General features: G+C 64.2%; 22 protein-coding genes and 1 pseudogene. 10 read left to right on the top strand and 13 right to left on the bottom strand.

Annotated features, from left to right (window positions below; all coding sequences use genetic code 11):
- Positions 1-5: 5 nt before the first annotated feature.
- The 7 genes from IP68_RS01990 to IP68_RS01960 form a co-directional block, all read right to left on the bottom strand.
- On the bottom strand, positions 6-875 hold the full coding sequence (locus IP68_RS01990) for a protein-glutamate O-methyltransferase CheR (protein ID WP_054133296.1): 870 nt from the start codon (positions 873-875) through the stop codon (positions 6-8).
- A complete protein-coding gene (locus tag IP68_RS01985; RefSeq protein WP_054133295.1) occupies positions 872-1,966 on the bottom strand; it encodes a chemotaxis protein CheB in 1,095 nt (364 codons plus the stop codon). Before IP68_RS01985 ends, IP68_RS01990 begins: the two co-directional genes overlap by 4 nt.
- 25 nt (positions 1,967-1,991) lie before the next feature.
- The gene (locus tag IP68_RS01980; RefSeq protein WP_054133294.1) at positions 1,992-2,357 is read right to left on the bottom strand and encodes a response regulator; all 366 of its coding nucleotides are present in this window, start codon (positions 2,355-2,357) and stop codon (positions 1,992-1,994) included.
- Positions 2,358-2,469: 112 nt separating this feature from the next.
- Positions 2,470-2,904: a chemotaxis protein CheW gene (locus tag IP68_RS01975; RefSeq protein ID WP_054133293.1), complete on the bottom strand. Its 435-nt coding sequence runs from the start codon at positions 2,902-2,904 to the stop codon at positions 2,470-2,472.
- Positions 2,901-5,282 carry a chemotaxis protein CheA gene (locus IP68_RS01970; protein WP_054133659.1) on the bottom strand — a complete coding sequence of 794 codons (2,382 nt, stop codon included), beginning with the start codon at positions 5,280-5,282 and terminating at the stop codon, positions 2,901-2,903. Before IP68_RS01970 ends, IP68_RS01975 begins: the two co-directional genes overlap by 4 nt.
- A gap of 85 nt (positions 5,283-5,367) precedes the next feature.
- Positions 5,368-6,018: a histidine phosphotransferase family protein gene (locus IP68_RS01965; RefSeq protein WP_054133292.1), complete on the bottom strand. Its 651-nt coding sequence runs from the start codon at positions 6,016-6,018 to the stop codon at positions 5,368-5,370.
- A 171-nt stretch (positions 6,019-6,189) separates the two neighbouring features.
- Positions 6,190-6,597 carry a Mov34/MPN/PAD-1 family protein gene (locus tag IP68_RS01960; RefSeq protein WP_054133658.1) on the bottom strand — a complete coding sequence of 136 codons (408 nt, stop codon included), beginning with the start codon at positions 6,595-6,597 and terminating at the stop codon, positions 6,190-6,192.
- Positions 6,598-6,613: 16 nt separating this feature from the next.
- Between IP68_RS01960 and IP68_RS01955 the strand changes: the two genes are divergently transcribed.
- From IP68_RS01955 to IP68_RS20795, 4 genes and pseudogenes are all read left to right on the top strand, one after another.
- The gene (locus IP68_RS01955) at positions 6,614-7,585 is read left to right on the top strand and encodes an RluA family pseudouridine synthase (protein WP_054133291.1); all 972 of its coding nucleotides are present in this window, start codon (positions 6,614-6,616) and stop codon (positions 7,583-7,585) included.
- Positions 7,586-7,661: 76 nt separating this feature from the next.
- Positions 7,662-8,567 carry an RNA polymerase sigma factor RpoH gene (gene rpoH, locus IP68_RS01950; RefSeq protein WP_054133290.1) on the top strand — a complete coding sequence of 302 codons (906 nt, stop codon included), beginning with the start codon at positions 7,662-7,664 and terminating at the stop codon, positions 8,565-8,567.
- Between the two features lie 211 nt (positions 8,568-8,778).
- Complete coding sequence (locus IP68_RS01945) at positions 8,779-9,174, top strand: NADH:ubiquinone oxidoreductase subunit NDUFA12 (protein WP_054133289.1); 396 nt, start codon at positions 8,779-8,781, stop codon at positions 9,172-9,174.
- A gap of 89 nt (positions 9,175-9,263) precedes the next feature.
- Positions 9,264-9,605, top strand: a pseudogene (locus IP68_RS20795) (DUF2155 domain-containing protein); the annotation flags it as partial.
- A gap of 35 nt (positions 9,606-9,640) precedes the next feature.
- Here the strand turns inward: IP68_RS20795 and aat are convergent.
- A complete protein-coding gene (gene aat, locus IP68_RS01935; RefSeq protein WP_054133287.1) occupies positions 9,641-10,465 on the bottom strand; it encodes a leucyl/phenylalanyl-tRNA--protein transferase in 825 nt (274 codons plus the stop codon).
- A 112-nt stretch (positions 10,466-10,577) separates the two neighbouring features.
- Between aat and prfB the strand changes: the two genes are divergently transcribed.
- The 4 genes from prfB (at position 10,578) to IP68_RS01915 (ending at position 14,339) form a co-directional block, all read left to right on the top strand.
- Positions 10,578-11,705 (top strand): peptide chain release factor 2, encoded by a 1,128-nt coding sequence (gene prfB, locus IP68_RS01930; RefSeq protein WP_054133286.1) that lies wholly within the window; start codon positions 10,578-10,580, stop codon positions 11,703-11,705.
- Positions 11,695-12,426: a class I SAM-dependent methyltransferase gene (locus IP68_RS01925; protein WP_054133285.1), complete on the top strand. Its 732-nt coding sequence runs from the start codon at positions 11,695-11,697 to the stop codon at positions 12,424-12,426. Before prfB ends, IP68_RS01925 begins: the two co-directional genes overlap by 11 nt.
- A gap of 94 nt (positions 12,427-12,520) precedes the next feature.
- Positions 12,521-13,924, top strand: coding sequence for a nitronate monooxygenase family protein (locus IP68_RS01920; protein ID WP_054133284.1), 1,404 nt, complete (start codon positions 12,521-12,523; stop codon positions 13,922-13,924).
- Positions 13,925-14,027: 103 nt separating this feature from the next.
- Positions 14,028-14,339 (top strand): acyl-CoA dehydrogenase family protein, encoded by a 312-nt coding sequence (locus IP68_RS01915; protein ID WP_054133283.1) that lies wholly within the window; start codon positions 14,028-14,030, stop codon positions 14,337-14,339.
- Between the two features lie 25 nt (positions 14,340-14,364).
- Here the strand turns inward: IP68_RS01915 and IP68_RS01910 are convergent, their stop codons facing one another.
- Positions 14,365-14,559 (bottom strand): hypothetical protein, encoded by a 195-nt coding sequence (locus tag IP68_RS01910; RefSeq protein WP_054133282.1) that lies wholly within the window; start codon positions 14,557-14,559, stop codon positions 14,365-14,367.
- Between the two features lie 216 nt (positions 14,560-14,775).
- Between IP68_RS01910 and IP68_RS01905 the strand changes: the two genes are divergently transcribed.
- A complete protein-coding gene (locus tag IP68_RS01905; protein WP_054133281.1) occupies positions 14,776-15,966 on the top strand; it encodes a CaiB/BaiF CoA-transferase family protein in 1,191 nt (396 codons plus the stop codon).
- 27 nt (positions 15,967-15,993) lie between these two features.
- Here IP68_RS01905 and IP68_RS01900 read toward each other — a convergent pair whose 3' ends face one another.
- From IP68_RS01900 to IP68_RS20555, 3 genes are all read right to left on the bottom strand, one after another.
- Positions 15,994-16,365, bottom strand: coding sequence for a PilZ domain-containing protein (locus IP68_RS01900; RefSeq protein WP_054133280.1), 372 nt, complete (start codon positions 16,363-16,365; stop codon positions 15,994-15,996).
- A 138-nt stretch (positions 16,366-16,503) separates the two neighbouring features.
- On the bottom strand, positions 16,504-16,968 hold the full coding sequence (dksA, locus tag IP68_RS01895; protein ID WP_171900161.1) for an RNA polymerase-binding protein DksA: 465 nt from the start codon (positions 16,966-16,968) through the stop codon (positions 16,504-16,506).
- Between the two features lie 616 nt (positions 16,969-17,584).
- Entirely contained in the window at positions 17,585-18,826 is a 1,242-nt protein-coding gene (locus IP68_RS20555) for a hypothetical protein (RefSeq protein ID WP_231683620.1), read from the bottom strand.
- A 168-nt stretch (positions 18,827-18,994) separates the two neighbouring features.
- Between IP68_RS20555 and serS the strand changes: the two genes are divergently transcribed.
- The gene (serS, locus tag IP68_RS01885) at positions 18,995-20,266 is read left to right on the top strand and encodes a serine--tRNA ligase (protein ID WP_054133279.1); all 1,272 of its coding nucleotides are present in this window, start codon (positions 18,995-18,997) and stop codon (positions 20,264-20,266) included.
- A gap of 39 nt (positions 20,267-20,305) precedes the next feature.
- Here serS and IP68_RS01880 read toward each other — a convergent pair whose 3' ends face one another.
- A complete protein-coding gene (locus IP68_RS01880; protein ID WP_054133278.1) occupies positions 20,306-22,711 on the bottom strand; it encodes a TonB-dependent receptor in 2,406 nt (801 codons plus the stop codon).
- Positions 22,712-22,788: the final 77 nt, after the last annotated feature.

Below are 22,788 nucleotides of genomic sequence, written 5' to 3'. Positions count from 1 at the left end.
AAATGTCAGCCCAGCGGCGCAGGAAAGATCGACTGGCCGGTCTTGCCGGTGACTGCCTTGCAATACAGTCCGCGCAACTCGCGCGTCGCCGAGAACAGATCGGTATGCCCCAGCACCGTTTCGGCTGCGCCCAGCATCAGCATGCCGTCATTCTCGAGCGATCTTTCGAGCTTGGAATAGGCGATGTGCCGGGTCTCGGTGGCGAAATACATCAGAACGTTGCGGCACAGGATGATGTCGAACCGGCCCAGGTCGCCGCGCGGCTTGAGCAGATTGTCTTCCTTGAACGTCACCATGGCCTGCAGGCGCGGATCGATCACCCAATCCTCGCCGTCCTGGGTGAAATAGCGCAGCATGTAATCGACCGACAGCCCGCGCTGGATCTCGAACTGGCTGTAGCGCCCCAGCTTGGCGCGGCTGATGACCGATGCCGAAATGTCGGTGCCGACGATCTCGATCTTCCAGTCGATCCATTTCTCGCGCTCGGAATCGAACAGCATGGCGACCGAATAGGCTTCCTGCCCGGTCGATGTTCCTGCGCACCAGATGCGCAGCGTCTTGCGCTGGGCGCGGCGCTCACGCAGCGCGGGAAACGCCTCCGACCGCAGCGCTGCGAACATCGCGGTGTCGCGGAAGAAGAAGCTTTCGTTGTTGAGCATCGCATCGAGCGATTCCTGCAACAGCTTTTCATTGTCCGGATCGGACAGCACCGCGACCAGCGCGTCGAGATCGGGAATGCCCTGCGCCTTGAGCATCGGCGCCAGCGCGGTCTGGATACGCCAGTAGCGGCTCGGCGCAATCTGCTGGCCGGTGCGCGCTTCGAGCAGACCTGCAAGGATGCGGGTGGCATTGGTGGCGGGTTGGGAATGGATCATTTCGGCTCCAGCCAGCAATCGGCGATGAACCGGGCAATTCCGGCGGGAGGAAGGATGACGCTGGCAAGACCGTCGCGCGCGATGGCGCCGGGCATGCCCCAGACGGTGCTGGACTGCGCATCCTGAACATAGATCGGCGCGCCGGTTGCGGCGAGCAGCCTCGCGCCCGACAGGCCGTCAGCGCCCATGCCGCTCAGCATCACGCCCGCGCCATTGGCGCCAAAGCACTCGGCGACCGCAGCGAACATCGGATCGACCGAAGGCTTGTAGGCGGTGCCGGGCCATTCGGGGATCAGCGCGATGCGCGTCTGGCCGCCGCTGTGCTGCAGGCCGAGATGCGCGGTGCCCGGAGCGCAATAGATATGCCCGCGCTGCAGCACCGCACCGTCCTGCGCCTGATGCACCGGGCGCAGCCCCAGATCGGCGATGTGGCGCACGAGAAACGGAATGAAGTCGGGCGGGAGATGCTGGGTCACCAGGATCGGCGCATCAATGCCAGGGTCGAGCCCGCGCAGCAGTTCGTGGATCGCGCTGATGCCACCGGTGGAGGATCCGATGGCGATGCAGTCCAGCGTTCCGTGACTGGCAACGGGCCTTGCCGCCACTGGCGGCATCGCTTGGCGCGAGAACCGCGCCGCATCGCCCAGAATGCGCAACTTCTCGTGCAAGGCTGCGATGAAGCTTTGCGGATAGAACTGATGGTCGGGCTTGGAAAGCGTGTCGCTCGCTCCCAGCGCCAGCGCCTTCAGCGTCGCGGGAGCGCCATCGGTGCAGTGCGAGGACAGCACCAGGATTCGCGCCTGCTTGCTGGCCGCGATGAGGTCGGGAAGCGCATCGAGCCCCGATCGGCGGGGCATCTCGATATCAAGCAGGACGATGTCGGCGGCTTCGGTGGCGAGAAAATCGAGCGCGGCCTGCGCGGAGGCGAGGCTGGCGCAGACCGAAAAGCCGGGTGCCTGCTCGACGATCCGCTGGATGATCGAGCGCATGACGAGGCTGTCGTCGACAATCAGCACACGGCTGACGGGCAACGCTTCGGGCACCAGCGGCGCTAGGCGCCGGGCAGATGCCACGGGATCAAGGCCGGTCATGTGGTGGAGCCCCCCGCGCCGGTCCTCAGGCGCAGCCCACGATCTGCAATTTGCTGTGCAGCGTTTCGCGGTCGAACGGCTTCATGACATATTCGTCCGCGCCTGCGTCGATCGCCGCCTGGATATGGCCACGGCCGTTTTCGGTGGTACAGAAGACGACCTTTGGCCCGGCGCCGCCCTCGACCTTGCGCAGCGCGCACAGGAATTCCATCCCGCTCATCACCGGCATGTTCCAGTCGAGCAGGACCACATCGGGCATCACGTCGCGGCACTGGTCCAGCGCCTCGCTGCCATCGGCGGCTTCGGACACGGTGAAGTCCAGCGTCTCCAGAATGTGCCGAGCGACCTTCCGGATTACCTTGCTATCGTCAACAACCAGACAGGTTTTCATGGGCGCGGCCTCCTCGCAGCAATGTTGCCGCACTGAACATTAGGCCTGATTGGTAAGCAGCATGTTAACAGCGGTGATCGGCGGGCGCGGCTCACCGCAAAAACGCGCAAGATCAGGCTGCGCGGCGCAGCGCGGGATTGACCATGTAATCGGGGTCGATCAGCAGATAGGTGCTGCCGTCGAAGTCGAGCAGCGCCCGGCCGATATCGCTCCACCCGGCAGGCAGCTGACCGGGCAGCGGGGCAGGGGCCACGACCGATTGCACCACGTCGATCACCGCATCGACCAGCAGGCCGTAATGGCATCCGCCGATGTTGACGACGATCGCAGGTTGGCCGGGGGTCAGGTCTGCAGGCTCGCCGGTGACGAAGAACTGGCAGTCGATCAGCGTCAGCACCCGGCTGCGCAGCGCGAACAACCCCGCGATGAACGGCGCAGCCGAAGGCACCGGCACCGATTCGCGGACATTGACCACGCTGTCGACCTGTTCTGCCGGGATGACGACCTTTTCTCCGGAGATGACCGCGATCAGATATAGCTCTTTCATGTGCCCAGCGCTCCCTTGCGCCCGTTGATCAGCCGACCCAGCAGGGCAGCCCGGTCATAGCGATAGATCGTGTCGGCATCCTGCGGATCGCCCGACAGCGTATCGCGCAGCCGGATGATCTCGCCGCTCAGCGCGGCGGGTGTTTCGGCGGAATCTCCGACGATGATGCTCACTGCGGCGTCGCCGGGCTGTCCGTCGCCCGGAGCGCCGAAGACCGGTCGATAGCCGGCTGCCGAAACCAGCGGCGCAAGGATGTTGCGGGTCCAGGGGTCATCGGTACCGATCAGGCAGCATGCCGGCCGATCGGAGGACGGCGCGGGGCCGATCATGTTGCTGAACACCCAGTGCGGGTCGATCACCTCGATCTGCTGATCGCCGATCAGCGCGATACCACCCACCAGGCCCGGCGCGCTCGCCGGTTCGACCTTGGCGGGAAGCCGGACGATATCGATCACCTCGTCGACCGCATAGAGCACATGGCGGGTCCCATCGCTGAGGTGCAGCAGCTTGGCATGACCCGATTGCGGGGGCTGGTCGAGCCCGAACACCGGACGGCTCTCGCCATCGATGCTCAGCCGCACCTGGCCACCGGCTAGCGCCAGCCGCGCGGCATCGACATCCTCGACGCGCTCGACCGCCGCCAGCGTCATAAGCCGCAACATGCCCGCGGCCTCGCGGAACAACAGCGCGGAGCCGCCATCGATCTCGGCGGCATCGGGCGCCTCGCCGCGCTGGCTTTCGTCGGGCCGTGCAAATTCATTGAGCTGCGCCCGGTTCGCCAGGCCCAGCGGATCGAGCAGCAGCATTGGGCGGCCATTGTCGGGCAGGGTGGTGCCTGCGTACAGGCCGTCGGCCATGATCACGGGCGCGCCGGGGCGGACCACCAGTTCCTCGTGATCGATCACCGCCTCCACCGCAAGCGCGTAGCGCAATTCGGACGAGGCGTTGACGGTGATGATCGTGCGGTGGCGCGCAGCGGGGTTGGCGGCGCGTTCCAGCCCCAGCAGCGTTTCGAGCGCGACATGCGGCAGGCACTCGCCGCGGATATAGGCCAGATCGCGTCCGCCGACCTGCTGGATGCGCACCTGATCGTTGTTGTCGAACAGGATCTCGCGGATCGCCGAGCGGGGCATCGCGAATTCCTGCCCGCCCGCGCGCACGGTAAGGCACGGAATGATCGTGAGCGTCAGCGGCACGCGCAGGATGACGCGCAGCCCCTTGCCCGGGTTGTTTTCCAGATCGATCGAGCCGCCGATCCGCTCGATGTTCGAGCGCACGACGTCCATGCCGACCCCGCGCCCGGAAATCGCGGTCACCTGGTCTGCGGTGGAAAGGCCTGGCGCAAAGATCAGCTCGAGCCGCGCGCGTTCGCTCAGCGCGTGTATTTCCGATGCGCTGCGGACCTTTGCGGTCTGGGCGCGCGCCACCAATTTGTCGGTATCGATGCCGCGCCCGTCATCTGCGATCTCGATCAGGATCTGGTTGCCCGACTGGCGCGCCGATATGCTCAGCCGACCGGTGGCGGGCTTGCCCGCAAGGCTGCGCGCGGTCGGCGATTCAATGCCATGATCGATCGAGTTGCGGATGATATGGGTCAGCGGATCGCGGATCATCTCGATCATTTCGCGATCGAGTTCGACATTGCTGCCCGAGGTGCGCAGATCGACCTTCTTGCCGAGATCGGCGCACAGATCGCGCACCAGCCGGGGCAGGGGGGAGAAGATGCGTTCGATCCGCTGCATGCGGGTCTGGCCGATGGCATCGCGCATGTCGGCGATGCACGATGACAGCCGCTCGAAGGCGTTTTCCAGCACCGGGCCGTTCTGCTCGTCGCGCAGGCATCGCGCGACCTCGTTGCGCGCCAGCACCATGTCCGACACGCCGTTCATCAGATGATCGATAAGGTCGAGCGGCACGCGGATCGATCGGATGGCCGCCTGCCGGCGGGCGGCAGAGCCGGTGTCGTTAGCCGGGACATTGGACTCTGGCGCGGCAGGCTCCGGCGCCTTGGGATCGCGATCCAGCGCAGCGATCAGGTCTGAGTCCGATCCGTCGGGCAGGGCCTCGCCCGATTCCATGACCACGATCAGCTCGCCGATCCGGTCGATGATTGCGAGGACCGCATCGACCAGCGGGGCGGAAGCCTCGCGCTTGCCATCGCGAACCTGCGCCAGAACATCCTCTGCGGCATGGCTCAGCCGTTCGAACCTGGGCAGGTTGAGGAAGCCGCAGCTGCCCTTGACCGTGTGGACGAAACGGAAAATGCTGTCGAGCCGGGTGCTGTCGTGCGGGTTCTGTTCCCACAGCACAAGTTCGCTGGCCAGCGCGTCCAGCGTTTCACGGGTTTCAGCGATAAATTCCTGTATCAGGTCGTCCATATCCACCGTCCGCGAGCGCTTGAGCTCCGGTTTGCGCTGAATATGGTTAAGATCAGGTTGCGGCTGATCGGGCCGCGCGCCGGATTCAGACGCGCAGCATGGCCCCGATGACCAGCGATTCCGGCGTGGCGGCGAGCTGGATATCGCCGCCGTTGCGACGCACGATCTGCTTGATCATATAGGCAGGCGCGGTGCGCGGGCTCATCGTGGCCTGGGCCAGATCGTCCGACAGCGCAGCGGCGACCGCAGCATCGATCACCACCTTGGGACCGGTCGCATTGACCGCGATTTCGCAGGTGCCGCCATTTTCTTCCGCCGCGATGATCAGCTGTCCGCCGCGCACCAGGCCGTCGAGGCCGATCAGCGCCAGGTTCAGCAGCACCTTGACCGCGGGCTTGGCGAGCAGATCGGACGGTACATGCCATTGCAGCTCGACCCGCGGCTTGTCTGCGACCAGCCCCTCGATCAGCTGGCGCGGCTCGTTGACGTCCACCTTGTCGCCAAAGCCTCCCGCCGCGCCAAAGGCCAGGCGGAAGAATTTGAGCTTGCTGGCAGAGGCCCGGGCGCTGTCTGTCAGCAGTTCGATGCAGCGCGCGCGCATTTCCGGATCGGTCTCGTCCGCAAGCAGTTCCAGGCCGTTGTTCATCGCGCCGATCGGGCTCAGCAGATCATGGCAGAGCCGCGAACACAAAAGGCTGGCGAGGTCGATTTCAGACAGGTCTGCAGGACTGGACATGGGCTGGGGCTGGCCTTTGGGAGGAAGGAACAGGAAAGCGTGCGCAGGCCGGTGGGCCGCGCCCCGCCGATGTGGCGAAAATGTCGCACAGGTTCAAGCCTTAATGCGGCAGCTGCGCGACCTCGCGCCAGCCGGTGCGCAAGATAGGGTGGCCAGAAGCGATCCGCACGATCAGTCGGCAAGCACCAGATCAACCGGATCGAACCTGCCCAGCAATGCGCCTGCAGACTGCGCGCGCCAGCCGGTGATGGCTCGGCCTGCGATCACCAGCCACAGCCGGCCGTCGGCCGCGGCGCTGGCGGCATCGCAGGGGGACGGCTCGGCGCGGCCATTGGGGTGCGAATGATAATGACCGATCAGTCTCTCGCCCCCCTGCCGCATCGCGCGTTCGGCCGCGATCAGCGCGGCCGGATCGATCTCGAACGCGCGGTCGGGCGTGTCCGACACATTGGCGACAGGCTGCATGCGGCGGATTGCACCGTCGTCGCCGAACAGCAGCCCGCAGCATTCGTGGGGGTGCGCCACCTCGGCCAGTGCAAGCATCTGGGCGTGGAGCGCGCTTGAAAGCATGACCTGCATCGGCCAAAGCATAGCGATGAATGCCGCGCAAACCAACACGCCCGCTAGCGAGCCTCTGACCGGCACAATCCCTGGCGGGGTCGACGGCCAGCGGATCGACGCGGGGCTAGCGCTGGCCGAACCCGGTTTGTCGCGCGAACGGATCAAGGCGCTGATCGTCCAGGGCGCGGTCACGATCGAGGGCAAGCCGGTCACCCGGCCTTCGGTGAAGCTGGCGGCGGGCCAGCGTTATGCGATAGCGGTCCCGGCAGCGCTGCCGCTCGACACCCAGGCGCAAGATATCGCGCTGTGCGTGGTGTACGAGGATGCCGATCTGCTGGTGATCGACAAGCCTGCAGGGCTGGTCGTGCACCCGGCGGCGGGGCATGCCGATGGCACTCTGGTCAACGCGCTGCTGCACCATTGCGCAGGCCAGCTTTCGGGCATCGGCGGGGTCGCGCGGCCGGGAATCGTCCACCGGATCGACAAGGACACCTCGGGGCTGCTGGTGGTCGCCAAGACCGATTCCGCGCATCTGGGGCTGGCGGCGCAGTTTGCCGCGCACACGATCAACCGGCGCTATGTCGCGATCGTGCAGGGACGGCCGAGCCCGGCCAATGGCACGGTCCGCGGCAATATCGGGCGCAGCGATCATGACCGCAAGAAGATGGCGATGGTGGGGGAGGGGCGGGGCAAGCACGCGGTCACCCATTTCACTACCGAGGAGCGACTGAGCGGGGCCACCCGGATCGAGTGCCGGCTGGAAACCGGGCGGACGCATCAGGTGCGCGTCCATATGGCCAGCATCGGCCATGCGCTGCTCGGCGACCCGCTCTATTCCAAGCCGCCAAAGCCCTTGCGGGACCTGCTCAAAGCCGTGGATTTCCGTCGTCAGGCATTGCACGCGCAGCGGCTCGGGTTTATACATCCGGTGACGAAATCTGAATGCGACTTTTTTAGTCCGATTCCGGCCGACATGGCGGAACTTTTGGATAGATTGCGTGTTTAGGTTGCAAGTCGAAATGCGATCCCCAAGACGGGCGCTCCTTCGAGGCCCGAAAAACGGATTGGCAGAAAGGGAAAACATGAGCGCGACCAGAAGTGTCCCGGCCACCATCCCCGCCCTTGGCGGAGAGGCGAGCCTGAACCGTTATCTCACCGAAATCCGGAAATATCCGCTGCTCAAGCCCGAGCAGGAATACATGCTCGCCAAACGCTATCAGGAACATCAGGATCCTGAGGCTGCCGCGCAGCTTGTCACCTCGCACCTGCGTCTCGTCGCGAAGATCGCGATGGGCTACCGCGGCTATGGCCTGCCGGTCAGCGAGCTGATCTCCGAAGGCAATATCGGCCTGATGCAGGGGGTGAAGAAATTCGAGCCGGATCGTGGCTTCCGCCTCGCGACCTATGCGATGTGGTGGATCAAGGCATCGATCCAGGAATACATCCTGCGCAGCTGGAGCCTCGTCAAGATGGGCACCACCGCCGCGCAGAAGAAGCTGTTCTTCAACCTTCGCCGGATGAAGAACAACCTGCGTGCGTTCGAGGATGGCGATCTGCATCCCGACGACGTGACGACTATCGCGACCAAGCTGGGCGTGTCTGAAACCGAAGTTGTCAACATGAACCGCCGCATGGCGATGGGGGGCGATGCGTCGCTCAACGTCTCGATGCGCGAGGATGGCGACGGCCAGTGGATGGATTGGCTGACCGACGATGCGCCTTTGCAGGACGTTGCTGTCGCCGATGCGCAGGAAGCATCGATGCGGCACGAAATGCTGGGCGAGGCGCTGCAGGCGCTGAACGAGCGCGAGCGGCACATTCTCAACGAACGGCGTCTGGTCGATGACCCCAAGACGCTCGAGGAACTGAGCCAGGTCTACAATGTCAGCCGCGAACGCGTGCGCCAGATCGAGGTGCGCGCTTTCGAAAAGCTGCAAAAGGCCATGCACCGGCTTGTCAGCGACAAGCAGATGGCGCTGGCCGGCTGAACATTCGCCCGGGGGCGCCAGGCCCCCCCACGACCTTGATCCCCAAGGGTCGCACCTGTGGACGGAAGCGGGATGGCCATGCTGTCCCGCTTCACCCACATCTGGCGTCTGTAAAATTTCGCCCGGCACGCGGCAGCCCGGACAATAAAGCGGGCGCAAGCGATGCAAAACCATCTTCCCCTTTCCGCTCCCACGCATTAAGCGGGCTGCCATGGGACTATTGGGAAAAATCTTCACCTGGTGGGACGGCGCAACCGTCGGCACGCATCTGTTCAGCGCCCTGAACGGCGAGAAGGTCGGCGAGGACCATCAGGGCAACACCTATTTCCGCTCCAAGCCCAAAAAGGGCCAGAAGGAGCGCCGGTGGGTGCTGTACAAGGGCGCCAATGATGCGAGCCGGGTGCCTTCCGAATGGCATGGCTGGTTGCACAACAGCTATGATGCGGTACCCGAAAGCCATCTCCCGCCCCCGCGCATATGGGAAAAGGACTATGTCCCCAACCTGACTGGAACCACCGGTGCCTATCGCCCTGCAGGCTCGCTCGACCGGGGCGGGGTGCGCGCTGCGGCGACTGGCGACTATGAAGCGTGGACTCCCGAGGCGTGACGCGCGGGCGAATCATCGCCATCGTCATTCTGGTCGCCGCGCCCCTCGGGGCAGGCGTTTACGGCTGGTCGCAGTTTGGCGATCGGCTGATGCCGGGCAGCAAGACCCAGGCTCAGTCCAAGGCTGCGCCAAAGGCGCAGGTTCGTGCGCCGGTTGCGCTTGTCGAAGGCGAAGCTACGCCGATGGCCGAGCGCGTCGCGACGATCGCCTTTCTCAACAAGCGCAACGGCGAAACCCGGGATCTCGAAATGAAGCCCGGCGAATCGCGGCGCATCGGCGATGCGATCGTCCGGTTGTCGGCGTGCGAGCGCACCGCGCCGTGGGAGCCGGTCCCCGAAACCGGCGCGTTCGTTCAATTGCTGGTCCAGCACCGCGAAACCCGCTCGTCCGATCCGGTCTGGAAGCGGGTTTTCTCCGGCTGGGTGTTCAAGGAATCGCCGTCGCTCAACGTCGTCGAGCACCCGATCTATGATGTCTGGGTCAAGAACTGCGCGATGGAGTATCCAGGCGAGGATGCACCGCTGGAAGAAGAGGGCGCACCTGCGGCAAGGCCCGCGGCATCCGCCCCTGCCAATGCGGAAAATCCGGCGACCAGCCCCGAATCGGCTCCGGCGCCAACGACACCGTCGACCGATACCGAATAAGTCCCCGGCATCACCGGATGCGGGCGCTGCACGCGCGGCGGCGCGAACGGCGATTCGCTGATCGCATCGCCCAGCAGCTTGAGATAATCGGCCTGCGGGATCTCGACCGCGCCCAGCGACTTGAGATGCGGGGTGATGAACTGGCAGTCGAGCAGGCGAAGCCCGCCCTTGCGCATGCTGGCGACCAGCCAGGCGAGCGCTACCTTGCTGGCATCGGTGGCGCGGCTGAACATGCTTTCGCCGCAGAACGCCCGGCCGATCTCGACACCGTACAGCCCCCCGACCAGCGCGCCACCCTGCCAGCATTCGATGCTGTGCGCGCGGCCCTGGTTGTGCAGCGCGATGAAGCTCGCCTCGATCGTGCGGTTGATCCAGGTCTGCTCGCGTCCGTCGGCGGATTCGGCGCACAACGCGATGACCTCGCCAAAGGCGCGGTTGCAAGTGACAGTGAAGCGGTCGGAGCGGATCACCTTCTTCAGGGATTTCGACAGGTGGAAGCTATCCAGCGGCAGGATCGCCCGCATTTCCGGCTCCACCCAGAAAACATCGACATCGTCTCGGGCATCGGCCATCGGGAAGATACCGATGGCATAGGCGCGCATCAGCATGGTCAGATCGATCGTTACCGGGCCGGGGGTGCCGTGCATTCAGCCAATCTAGGGGCTGCCGGGCCAAGATCAATCACGCATACCGCGCAGGGCTTTGCGATTGCCCGGCTTTCAGCTAGAGCGCGGGACCAAATACATCAGGAGTGACCCCATGCGTGCCGAAGGGCAGGCCCATATTGACACCATCAACGCCGCACTGGCGCTGGTCCGCAAGTTTCTGGATTGGGACCGCGCGCTGCGCCGGCTCGACGAGCTCAACGCGCGCGTCGAGGACCCGACCTTGTGGAACGACCCCAAGGGCGCCGAAGAGGTGATGCGCGAACGGCGCCGGCTGGAACAGGCGATCGGCACCGTGAACGAGATCACCGCGGAAATGTCCGATGCGATCGAGTTTGTCGAGCTGGGCGAGGCCGAGGGCGATGATGAGACGGTCGCCGAAGGGCTTGCGAGCCTGAAGGCGCTGGCCGAGCGCGCCGAGCGCGACAAGGTGCAGGCGCTGCTCGCGGGCGAGGCCGACAGCTACGACACCTATCTGGAGGTCCATGCAGGCGCAGGCGGCACCGAGAGCCAGGACTGGGCCGAAATGCTGCAGCGCATGTATTCGCGCTGGGCCGAGCGGCGCGGATACAAGGTCGAACTGGTCGATTATCACGCGGGCGAACAGGCGGGCATCAAGTCCGCGACGCTGCTGATCAAGGGCGAGAACGCCTATGGCTTTGCCAAGACCGAAAGCGGCGTGCACCGGCTGGTGCGGATCTCGCCTTATGACAGCTCGGCGCGGCGCCATACCAGCTTCTCGAGCGTCTGGGTCTATCCGGTGATCGACGACAGCTTCGAGATCGACATCAAGGAAAGCGATCTCAAGATCGATACCTATCGCGCATCGGGCGCGGGCGGACAGCACGTCAACACCACCGATTCGGCGGTGCGCATCACCCATGTGCCCAGCGGTATCATCGTCGCCAGCCAGAGCGACCGGTCGCAGCACAAGAACCGCGCTACCGCGATGAACATGCTCAAGGCCCGGATGTACGAGGCCGAGATGCAGAAGCGCGAGGCCGAGGCTTCAGGCGAATACGCCGCAAAGACCGAGATCGGCTGGGGCCACCAGATCCGCTCCTATGTGCTGCAGCCCTATCAGCTTGTGAAGGATCTGCGCACCGGGGTGACCTCCACCGCGCCGGGCGATGTGCTCGATGGCGCGCTCGATCCGTTCATGGCAGCGGCGCTGTCGCAGAAGGTAACCGGCGAGAAGGTGGACGTCGAAGATGTCGACTGACCGGTTCGGTCGGTGGGCTGGGCTGTTGCTGGTAACAGCAGGGCTTACCGCCTGCCAGCCGGCATCGGGTGACCAGAGCGACCGGCCAGAAACCGCGCGCGCCTTTCCGCGGGCCGATCGGGCGGTGGCAGGCGTGGTCAGCAACGAGTTTTCCAACGAGGAAGCGCGCGACGATCGCAACGAGGCCAGCACCGTCATGGATCTGGCAGGCGTTGCGCCGGGCATGACCGTCGCCGATATCGGCGCGGGCAACGGGTATTACACTGTGCGGCTGGCCGAACGGGTGGCCCGGGAGGGCAGGGTGCTCGCGCAGGATATCGATGATTCAGCGCTCAAGCGACTGGGCACCCGCGTCGAGCGCGAACGGCTGGACAATGTCTCGATCAAGCCCGGCGATATCGACGATCCCCGGCTTCCGGAAAAGAGCTTCGACCGCATCTTCATGGTGCATATGTACCATGAGGTGACCGAGCCCTATGCGTTCATCTGGCGGATGCGGCCTGCGCTGAAAAAGGGTGGGCAGGTGATCGTGGTCGATGTCGATCGGCCGACCAACCGCCATGGCATTCCCCCCAAGCTGCTGTTCTGCGAGTTCGAGGCGGTCGGGTACAAGCTGGTCGAATTCATCGAAAAGCCGGATATCGCAGGCTATTTTGCGCGGTTCGAAGCGGTGGGCCCGGCGCCGGATCCCGCCAGCATCAAGGGATGCGCGCAACGCTGAGCCGCGGGGGCAACGCGATCGTCCCGGAAGCGTTTTTATTGGGCATTTGCTGCGCAGCATGCTTATACGGCTGCGCTAATGTGGGAGCTATTACGTGTTCAAGGGTTTGAAGCCGATTGTCTATGGCGGACGCGAAGTCTGGCCGCTGATCGAGGGTGGCAAGGGTGTTTCCGCCACCAACCATGCAAGCTCCGGCGCATGGGCGGCAGCAGGCGGCATCGGCACCGTATCGGCGGTGAACGCTGACAGCTATGACGAAAACGGCAACGTCATCCCGCAGATCTATCACGGCCGCACCCGCGCCGAGCGCCACGAGGAGCTGATCCGCTACGGCATCGCAGGCGGTGTCGAGCAGGTCCGCCGGGCGTATGAAATCTCCGGGGGCCAGGGCGCGATCAACATCAATGTGCTGTGGGAAATGGGCGGCGCGCAGCCGATCCTGCACGGCATTCTGGAACAGACGCGTGGCATGGTGGCAGGCGTTACCTGCGGTGCGGGCATGCCCTACAAATTGTCCGAGATCGCGGCGCAGTACAATGTCAGCTATCTGCCGATCGTCAGCTCGGCCCGCGCCTTTCGCGCGCTGTGGAAGCGCGCCTACCACAAATATGCCGATCTGATGGCGGCGGTGGTCTATGAAGATCCCTGGCTGGCGGGCGGGCACAACGGCCTGTCCAACGCCGAGGACCCTCGCGTGCCGCAGGATCCCTATCCGCGCGTCGCCGCGCTGCGCGAGACGATGCGCGCCGAGGGCGTGTCGGAAGATGTGCAGATCGTGATGGCAGGCGGGGTCTGGTTCCTGCGCGACTGGGAGAACTGGATCGACAATCCCGAACTGGGCGCGATCTCGTTCCAGTTCGGCACCCGTCCGCTACTGACCCAGGAAAGCCCGATCCCGAAGGGGTGGAAGGACGAGCTCACCAAGATCAAGCCGGGCGATGTCCTGCTGCACAAGTTCAGCCCCACCGGCTTTTACTCGAGCGCGGTGCGCAACCCGTTCCTGCGCAGCCTGGAGGCCCGTTCCGAGCGGCAGATCCCGTTCTCGACCGAGACCGCGGGCGAACACACGTCGCAGCTCGATGTCGGGGTGAAGGGCAAGAACTTCTGGGTCACGCCCACCGACCTGCAGCGCGCGCGCCGCTGGGACGCGCAAGGCTTCACCACCGCGCTCAAGACGCCCGACAACACATTGGTGTTCTGCACCCCCGAAGAGCGAGCTGAGATCCGCAAGGACCAGACCGATTGCATGGGCTGCCTGTCGCACTGCGCCTTTTCGTCGTGGAAGGACCATGACAACAACTCGACCGGCTATCTCGCCGATCCGCGAAGCTTCTGTATCCAGAAGGCGCTGCAGAACATCGCGCATGGCGAGGATGTCGACAAGAACCTGATGTTCGCAGGGCACGCCGCCTACAATTTCGGCACCGACCCGTTCTATTCGAACGGCTTTGTGCCCACGGTCAAGCAGCTGGTCGACCGTATCCTCACTGGGGACTGACGCATTGGTCGGCGCTTCGGGGCAGGCTGTCACAACTGGTGATTGACCCGGCGCGCATTCTCCCGCATCCCTTAGTTAACCGATCGGTTAAAGGGATGCGGAGATGGATTTCAATCTTTCGGACGATCAGGTAGCGCTCCGCGATGCGGTGCGGCGTTCCGCGGCGAATTCGGACCAGGGCCTGCCGTCGATCCTCGACAGTTCGTCCGCCAAAAGCTTCGCCAACCAGATCGCCCGGTCCGTGACCGGCAAGGCGGCGCTACTGTTGGGTGGCTTTGGTTATTCCACGCAATATCCCATGGAGCGGCGGATGCATGATGCCTGGGGCTGGGGCATCGCCGGGCGCGCGATCGATTTGCAGCAGGTCAACATTGCCAGCACGATGATCGGCCGACGTTTCGATCAGAGGCGGTGAGGCAGATGCCTGCCTCACCCTCCGGTCAATCGCGAAACCGTTGCCGCGCCTTGCGCAGCAACCGCGACCAATGCTTGCGCTCGCGATCGGTCAGACTTTCGTCGCGTGCACGCGCATCCAATACGTCGACGGTGGTGTCGCCATATTTCTTGTGGATCGTGTCGAGTTCGCGATCATCCTTGCGCCGCTGTTCGGCGCTTTCAAACAAGCTCAGTACCATTTTGCCCCCAACGGAAACGGTGCGACCCGCATTCCCTCGTCGAGCCACCCCTGAACTCGAAACATCAATTTACCCCAGTATCGGGGGTATTCGCAATGCTGCAATTGCGAAGTGTCTCCCGAATCGTCTCGAATCTGGATGTTTTCGGCGGGTATGGGGCGAACTGTTGTAAATTAGTGACACAATATCTGACAATTGACTGAGCAGGAGCCTTGCATGGCGGAATCGATCTGGAAGACGAGTGAAATTGCAGCGACCGGGCCTCTGGCCGGGGTGCGTGTGCTGGATATGTCGAGCGTGGTGATGGGACCGCTGGCCACGCTGATGCTCGCGGACATGGGTGCGGATGTCATCAAGGTGGAGAACCGCGGCGGCAGCCATAGCGGCGACATGATGCGCTATGCCGGGTCGTCACCGACCGGCGATCTCGGCCCAATCTTCATGGCGCTGAACCGCAACAAGAAAGCGGTGACCATCGATGGCCGCGACATGCTCGGCAAGGCGCAGCTGGAGACATTGCTAAGGGACGCGGACGTCTTCTTCCACAATGTCCGCATGGCGGGGATGGCGAGGCTTGGGCTCGATTACGAGTCGGTCAAGGCCATCAACCCTGGCATCATCTACATCCATTGCTGCGGCTATGGTGCCGAAGGCCCCTATGCCAAGCGACAGGCCTATGACGATCTGGTACAGGCGGCATCGGGCTGGGCGGACCTGTATGCTAAGCGCTCGGGCGGCGATCCTTCGTACACGCCCTCGCTGGTCGCGGACAAGACCGTCGGCCTGTTCGCCACCACCGCCACGCTTGCAGCGCTGGTGCACAAGGAGCGAACCGGGCACGGCCAGTTCGTATCGGTGCCGATGTTCGAATGCTTCACCTTCTTCAACATGGTGGAGAATCTGTACGGCCAGACTTTCCCCGGCGACGGCAAGTTCGGTTACACCCGATCGATGAACCCGCGGCGCCGTCCGTATCCGACCAAGGACGGCTTCATTGCGATCGTCCCTTATGTCGACCGGCAATGGGAACGCTTCTTCGAGATCGGCGGCCGCCCCGGCGTGTTCCAGGATCCGCGATTTTCAACCTATGAGGAGCGAACCAGGCACACCGGTGATCTGTATGCGATCATCGAGGAGGTTGCCGCGACCAAGACCACAGACGAATGGGTGGAATTGCTCGACAAGGAAGACATCCCGGCCATGCGCTTCAACCGGATCGAGGATGTGCCGAGCGATCCGCATCTGGCAGCGACGGGGTTCTTCATGGATGCGCATGCGCCGCATATCGGGGATTACCGCACCCTGCGTCACCCGATCGCCTTTGCCGGCAGTCCGGTCAACCAGCGACTGGCGCCGCAATGCGTCGGCGCGCAGAACCACGAGCTGCCCGGGGCTGCCAATGATTGATCCGCGCCCGATGGCGTCGCGGCGAGGTTAGCGGGGGTAGGAAGGACTGGTGGCGACGATCGTCCGCAAGAAGCGCGGAACCTCGGTCGTGCCACCCACCGGCTGGCGTGCCAGCTTGGGGTTGATCTCGCGATCGAACGCGACGCCGAACCGTGCGCTGCGTGCCCATGCGATCTGGCCGCGCACCACGCCGATGTTGCGCAGTGTCGCCACCAGCTTCTGTCCCTGGGTGACTTCGAGGTCCGATTCGACCATCATCCCACCGGGCGAAAGGTTGCGCACCTTCACCTTGTGGAGCTCTTCCGATCCTTCGAACGTGATTTCCGCGAGCAGAAACAGGCTGTCCCGGGCGCGGGTCTCTTTGGTTTCAAGAGATTTCGGGCTGAGAGGCATGTTCATTTTCTGGCGTCCAGCTTGCAGGCAAAATCATTCGGTGCTCCAGGCCGCGACGCGGATGCTGGCGCGATATGGAGTGCCGATGGTATAGCCCGGCGATAGTCGCCAATTGGTTAAGCCCGAGCGCAGAATGTAAAAAAATCAGTCGTCGCGGGAAATCTTTTCGCGGCGCTCATGGGCTTCCTGCGCTTCCACCGTCATCGTGGCGATGGGACGGGCGACCAGACGGCCAAGCCCGATGGGTTCACCGGTGACCTCGCAATAGCCATATTCGCCTTCGTCGATACGGCGGAGCGCGGAATCGATCTTGGCGATCAGCTTGCGCTGGCGGTCCCGGGTGCGAAGCTCGATGCCCCAGTCGGTCTCGCTGGAAGCGCGGTCGTTCAGGTCGGGCTCACGCATCGGGCCATCCTGAAGCTGCTGCAGGGTATCCTTGGATGCCGCGAGGATGGAGCGTTTCCATTCCTGCAGCAGAGCGCGGAAATATTCCAGCTGGCGCGCGCTCATATAGTCTTCATCGGAAGACGGGAAATAATCCCCTTCTATATTCTTGCGCGCCTTGGCCAGCACATCGATATCGTCGATCGCCGTCGAGATGGACGCCATTGGATGCTCCCGGTGGATAGCAGAACCGGCGGTGCGCGCCCAAGGTCGGACACATTCCGTCGGCCTTATGTTGATCGCGCCTATAGCCAGCGCGCAATGGCCACACAAGCTGCAAAAGCTGGAGAATCAGGGAGAATCTGCAAGGGCCCGATCGCAACCGTTGTTGCCGTACCGTCAACCCTCGGCCGCGCGGCACTTCGCACGCCTGCGACTTGATATCGGTTAATTCCGCGGCAGATTATGGTTCCAAATCGGGACAGGGCGCGCGGTATGCCCCGGATGGGCGCAGTTTTTTGTCGCACAGATTGTCAAATCAAGGTTAACAGCATTGAGATTAACGCTTTGTTCTGGCTTGCCTAGCATATCGGGATGCTGACCCGACCCCGGTTTTGGTTCCGGACGGTCGCAAGCAGCCTCCCTGGTCTGAGAGAGAAAACACAATGTCTGTACGGATGGCCTTGGCAAAATTGTGCGCCTGTACCTGCGGCGGTGCGATCATCGGCGGCGGCGCGGTCCATGTTGCGGATACGCCGCCTGCGCAGGTGAAGCAGTATCGACAGGCCAAGACCAGCAAGCCGATTCGCGGTCGCCAGTTGGCCAAGGCAGGCCCGGTTCGTCAGATCAAGCGGACTCGGCGCATCGTCGCCCCGGTTGCGACGCGGGTCGCGCCCCAGGTGGTGACTGTGACCACGCAGCAGGCGCCGATCCCGCTGCCGTACCCATATCCGGCACCCGCTCCGCAGGATTCGGGCGGCTTCGGTGGCGGCGGTGGCGGTGGTTTCCCCGTCGTCGTCGGTGGCAGCGGTGGTTTCGGCGGCGGCTTTGGCGGCGGCTTCTTCGGTGGTTTCTTCGGCGGCGGTGGCGGCGGTGGCGGCGGCAGTGTCGTGATCTCCTCGACCGGATCGACCAGCACCTCCACCGGCGGTTTCACCAGCACCGGCGGATCGACCAGCAGCTCAACCGGCGGCTTCACCAGCACCGGCGGATCGACCAGCACGTCCAGCGGCAACATTTCCACCGGTGGCATTTCGACCTCGACCGGCGGTGTCAGCACCTCGACCGGTGGCGTCAGCACGTCGACCTCGACAGGTGGTGTCAGCACCTCGACTGGCGGTGTCTCGACTTCGACCGGCGGCGTATCCACCTCCTCGGGCAATGTGTCGTCGTCGTCGGGTAACGTCTCGTCCTCTTCGGGTAACGTGTCGTCTTCGTCGGGCAATGTCAGCTCAAGCAGCTCGTCCTCTTCCAGCTCCTCCTCGTCGAGCTCTTCGTCGTCCAGTTCTTCTTCGTCCTCGTCGTCCTCGGGCGGCAGCGGCGGCAAGCCGGGGTATCCGGGCAAGCCGGGTGCCTCTTCGGGCGGGTCTTCTGGCTCGAGCGGCTCGTCGGGTTCGTCCGGCTCGAGTGGTTCTTCTGGATCATCGGGCTCCAGTGGCTCGTCTGGCTCCAGTGGCTCGTCTGGTTCCAGCGGTTCGTCGGGTTCGACCGGATCCTCGGGCTCGAGCGGTTCTTCGGGCTCCAGCGGTTCTTCGGGATCAACTGGCTCCAGCGGGTCTTCGTCTTCGTCGAGCAGCTCTTCCAGCTCCTCCTCGTCGAGCACCTCCTCGGGTGCGACGTCGACGGGCAGCTCGTCCAGCTTCGGCGGCACCAGCAGCGGCTCGTCGGGTTCAACCGGATCGAGCGGCAGCACCGGATCGTCGGGCTCGTCCAGCTCCAGCTCGTCGTCCTCTTCGTCGAGCAGCTCGTCAAGCTCCAGCGGCGGCACCAGCTCGACCGGCGGCACCGATGTGCCGGCACCGCCTGCCATCCTGCTGTTCGGCGCAGGCGCGATCGCGCTGGCGGCACGTCGCCGCTTTGCCAAGCGCAAGGATGCAGCAAAAGAACGCGATGCGGCCTGATCATCCGGCAGCGACCGTCACCGCTGCCTGATCACCGCATTCATCGGGCGACCCGGCATGGCCAGGTCGCCCTTTTTTTGTTCCGATTGCGCATTGCATCGGGGCAGGCGGGCAGGGCATAGGCATGCCCCATGCATGACATCAAATTCATCCGCGAAAACCCCGAAGCCTTTGACGCCGCTTTGGCGCGCAAGGGGCTCGACCCTGTGGCGGCCGAGATCATCGCGCTCGATGCGCGGCGGCGCGAGGCGCTCAACGAATCGCAGACCGCGCAGGCACGCCGCAACGAGGCATCGAAGCTGATCGGCCAGGCGATGGCGCAGAAGGATGTTGCCACGGCCGATGCGCTGAAGGCCGAGGTCGCCGAGCTCAAGACGCGGCTGACCGAGCTGGAGGAGCTGGCCAGAACCGGCGATGCGGCGCTGGCCGATCGGCTGGCGCTGCTGCCCAACCTGCCTGCGGACGATGTTCCCGATGGCCTGGACGAGGCGGGCAATGTCGAGGTCAGCCGCTGGGGCGATCTGCCGCAGTTCGATTTCGAACCCAAAGAGCACGCCGATATCGGCCCTGCACTGGGCATGGATTTCGAGACCGCGGCGAAGATTGCCGGCGCCCGCTTCACCTTCATGCGCGGCGGGATCGCGCGGATGAACCGGGCGCTGGGGCAGTTCATGCTCGATGCGCAGGTCGAGCGCGGCTACAATGAATGCGCAACGCCCTATCTGGTGCGCGACGAAGCCGTGTTCGGTGTCGGCCAGCTGCCCAAGTTCGCCGAGGACCTGTTCCAGACCACCGACGGCCGCTGGCTGATCTCGACCTCGGAGGTGAGCCTCACCAACAGCGTGCGCGAGCAGATCCTGACCGCTGCCGAACTGCCGATCCGGCTGACCGCGCTGACCCCATGCTTTCGCTCCGAAGCGGGCTCTGCCGGGCGCGATACGCGCGGGCTGATCCGCCAGCACCAGTTCGAGAAGGTCGAGCTCGTCACCATCGCCGCGCCCGAGCATTCGCAGATGGAGCACGCACGGATGTGCGCGGCGTCCGAAGCGATCCTGCAGGCGCTCGGGCTGCCCTATCGCAAGATGCTGCTGTGTGCCGGCGACATGGGGCAGGCGAGCCGCAAGACCTTCGACCTCGAGGTCTGGTTGCCGGGGCAGAACACCTATCGCGAGATCGCCAGCATCTCCAACTGCGGCGACTACCAGGCGCGCCGCATGAACACCCGCTACCGTCCCGAGGGCGAGAAGGGCACCGAGTTCGTCCACACCCTCAACGGCTCGGCGCTGGCCATCGGACGCACGCTGGTTGCCATCGTCGAGAACTATCAGCAGGCTGATGGCTCTGTCCGCGTGCCCGAGGCTTTGGTGCCCTATATGGGAGGGATCACCGTCCTGACGCCGTAAAGGCTCTCCCCTCCCGCAAGCGGGAGGGGAGACAGAAGGTCAGAACCGCGCGCTCACCTGCACGCCATACAACCGCGGTTCGCCGGCGATGAAGGTCGCGGTGCCGAAAGCGCCGCCGGTGTTGCCCGCGTCGATCAGATAATCTTCGTTGGTGAGGTTGCGGGCGAAGGCAGTGACTTCGTATTTGCCATCGCCGAGGCGCACCCCGGCACGGGCATTGACCAGCAGATATCCGTTCTCGCTCAACCGGTCGGTGTTGGGGATTTCGAAGAACTGCTTGCTCGAATAGGTCACTGTCGGGAACAGGAACAGCTCGGTGCCTTCGCCCAGCGGAACCGTGACATCGATCCCCGCAGCTGCAGTATGCTTGGACTGCAGGCGGAAGCGGTTGTCCTGAAATGCCGGATTGGGCGATTCGATCTTGGCGTCGATGAACGCGTAGTTGGCAAACAGCCGCACATTGTCGCCGATCCGCAGCGCACCTTCGACTTCCACGCCGAAATTGCCGGCATTGCCCGCGTTCACCGGCACGACCTGGCCCTGCTGGTTGAAGAAGCTGGTCTGGAAGTTGGAATAGTCCTGGTAGAAGGCGCCGATCGAGCCTGTGAACCCGCCGAACGCGGCCTTGACGCCGCCTTCATAGTTCCAGACCTTTTCTTCGGCCACCAGCGTGAAATTGGGGACGGCCCCGGCAGCGGTCGCAGTCGCGCTGAGGTTGAGCACGGGCGCGCGGCGGCCCTTGGATACGGTGGCGTAGACGTTGACCGCGTCGCTGATCCGGTACAGCGCGTTGAAACGCGGCAGCCATGCATCGAAGCTGTCGTTCACCCGGAACACCTGTCCGCCTGTATCGGCAGCGCCCAGCAGAGAGACGCCGCGCACGCCAAGCGACGCGAAGATCTGGCTGCCCGGCTGGACGGCGGTGTAGGTCGAGGCGCGCTCTTCGGACAGATAGCGCACGCCTGCCGACAGCTCGAGCCGGTCGGTGACATCGAAGGTCATGTCGGCGAACACCGAGAATGTGGTGTTCTTGCCGCCATTGGTGAACGAGCTGGAATAGGGCAGCACGGTCGCTGCGCCGCGCGTCAGGATCGCGGTCGCGTTGCGCGCCGGATTGGCGCTGTTGAGCGCGCCACAGGTTGCGGCTCCCGCCACGCCCAGGGCTGCGCCGACATTGTTGCGCACCGGTGCGAATGCCGGGAACGGCGCGCAGCTGATATAGGTACCTTCATCAGTCAGGAAGGGAACAGCCTGCGTGCCCTCTTCATGGAACACGTTGAAGCCGAAGAATCCGCGCAGGCGGTCGCTGTCATAGGCGAAGCGGGTTTCGTGGCTGAACTGCTCGCCCTGCGCGTCTTCGGCGAATTCCAGGAAGAACAGCGCGCTGCCATCGGCATCGAAGGTCTCGAGGCTGTCGAACTTGCGATAGCCGCTGATCGAGGCGAGCGACCAGCCGCCGCCCATCGGGGTCTGGAAGGTGACGCTGGCGTCGTAGACCTCACGGTTCAGTCCGAGATCGGGAAGGCCCAGGATCGCCCGGCTGAGGTCCGCAGGCGCTCCGCCCAGCTCGGCAAAGGTGAACGGGCTTGTGGTGCCGCCGGTCGGCGCGATCGACCCGGACTTGAACGCGGTGCCGGGGTTGCGCTGCTGTTCATAGTTGAACACGAAGTCGATCGTGCTTTCCGCCGTCGGCCAGATGCGCAGCGATCCGCGAACGGCAAACTGATCGATGCCGTTGAGGTCGTCCTGCTGCTGGCCCACGGTGCGGGCCGAAACCGTGCCGGCATCGCCGGCGATGTTGCTGATATAGCCGTCGCGCTTCTTGTAGGAGGCGGCGATGCGGCCTGCGATCTTGTCATTGCCGACGTTGATCATCGCGCGGCCTTCATACAGGTTGAAATTGCCGTAGCTGCCGCGCAGGTCAGCCGAGAAGCCGGGTTCTGGCTTGGCGGTAACCACCGAGATCGCGCCGATTGTCGCTGCGGTGCCGAACAGGGTCGCCTGCGGCCCTTTGACGACTTCGATCCGCTCGATATCGAATAGATCGAAATACGATCCGCGCGACCGCGAGACGTCGATGCCGTTCAAATAGATCGTCACGCGCGGAGCGACCTGCGCGCTGCCCGAGTCCGAGGTGATCCCGCGGATGACGAAGCCGGGGTTGTTGGCGCTCTGCTCCTGGATGTTCAAGCCAGGGATATAGGCCGACAGCTCGTCGAACTCGTCGATACCGATCTTGTCCATCTGCTCGCCGCTGATCGCCGACACGGTGATCGGCACGTCCTTGATCGACTGCTCGCGCTTCTGCGCGGTGACGATGATCAGGTCGTCGTTGCGGGCATCGGCATCGGTCTGGTCCTGCGCCAGTGCAGGGCTGGCGGCCAGCACGGTGGCGAGCGCGAGCAGCGACGCCCGCAGGGGGCGATGGGAGAGAGGTGAGCGCATTGGAGCATGTCCTCGACATTGGAGTGAATGCTCGCCCATTGCCTCCAACCGGCGACTTTTGTGCGACGCAGCAATTA

Origin of the sequence: Blastomonas sp. AAP25 (assembly GCF_001295965.1) — a bacterium.
Lineage (GTDB): Bacteria > Pseudomonadota > Alphaproteobacteria > Sphingomonadales > Sphingomonadaceae > Blastomonas > Blastomonas fulva.
This window is presented reverse-complemented; position numbering and strand designations above follow the sequence as displayed.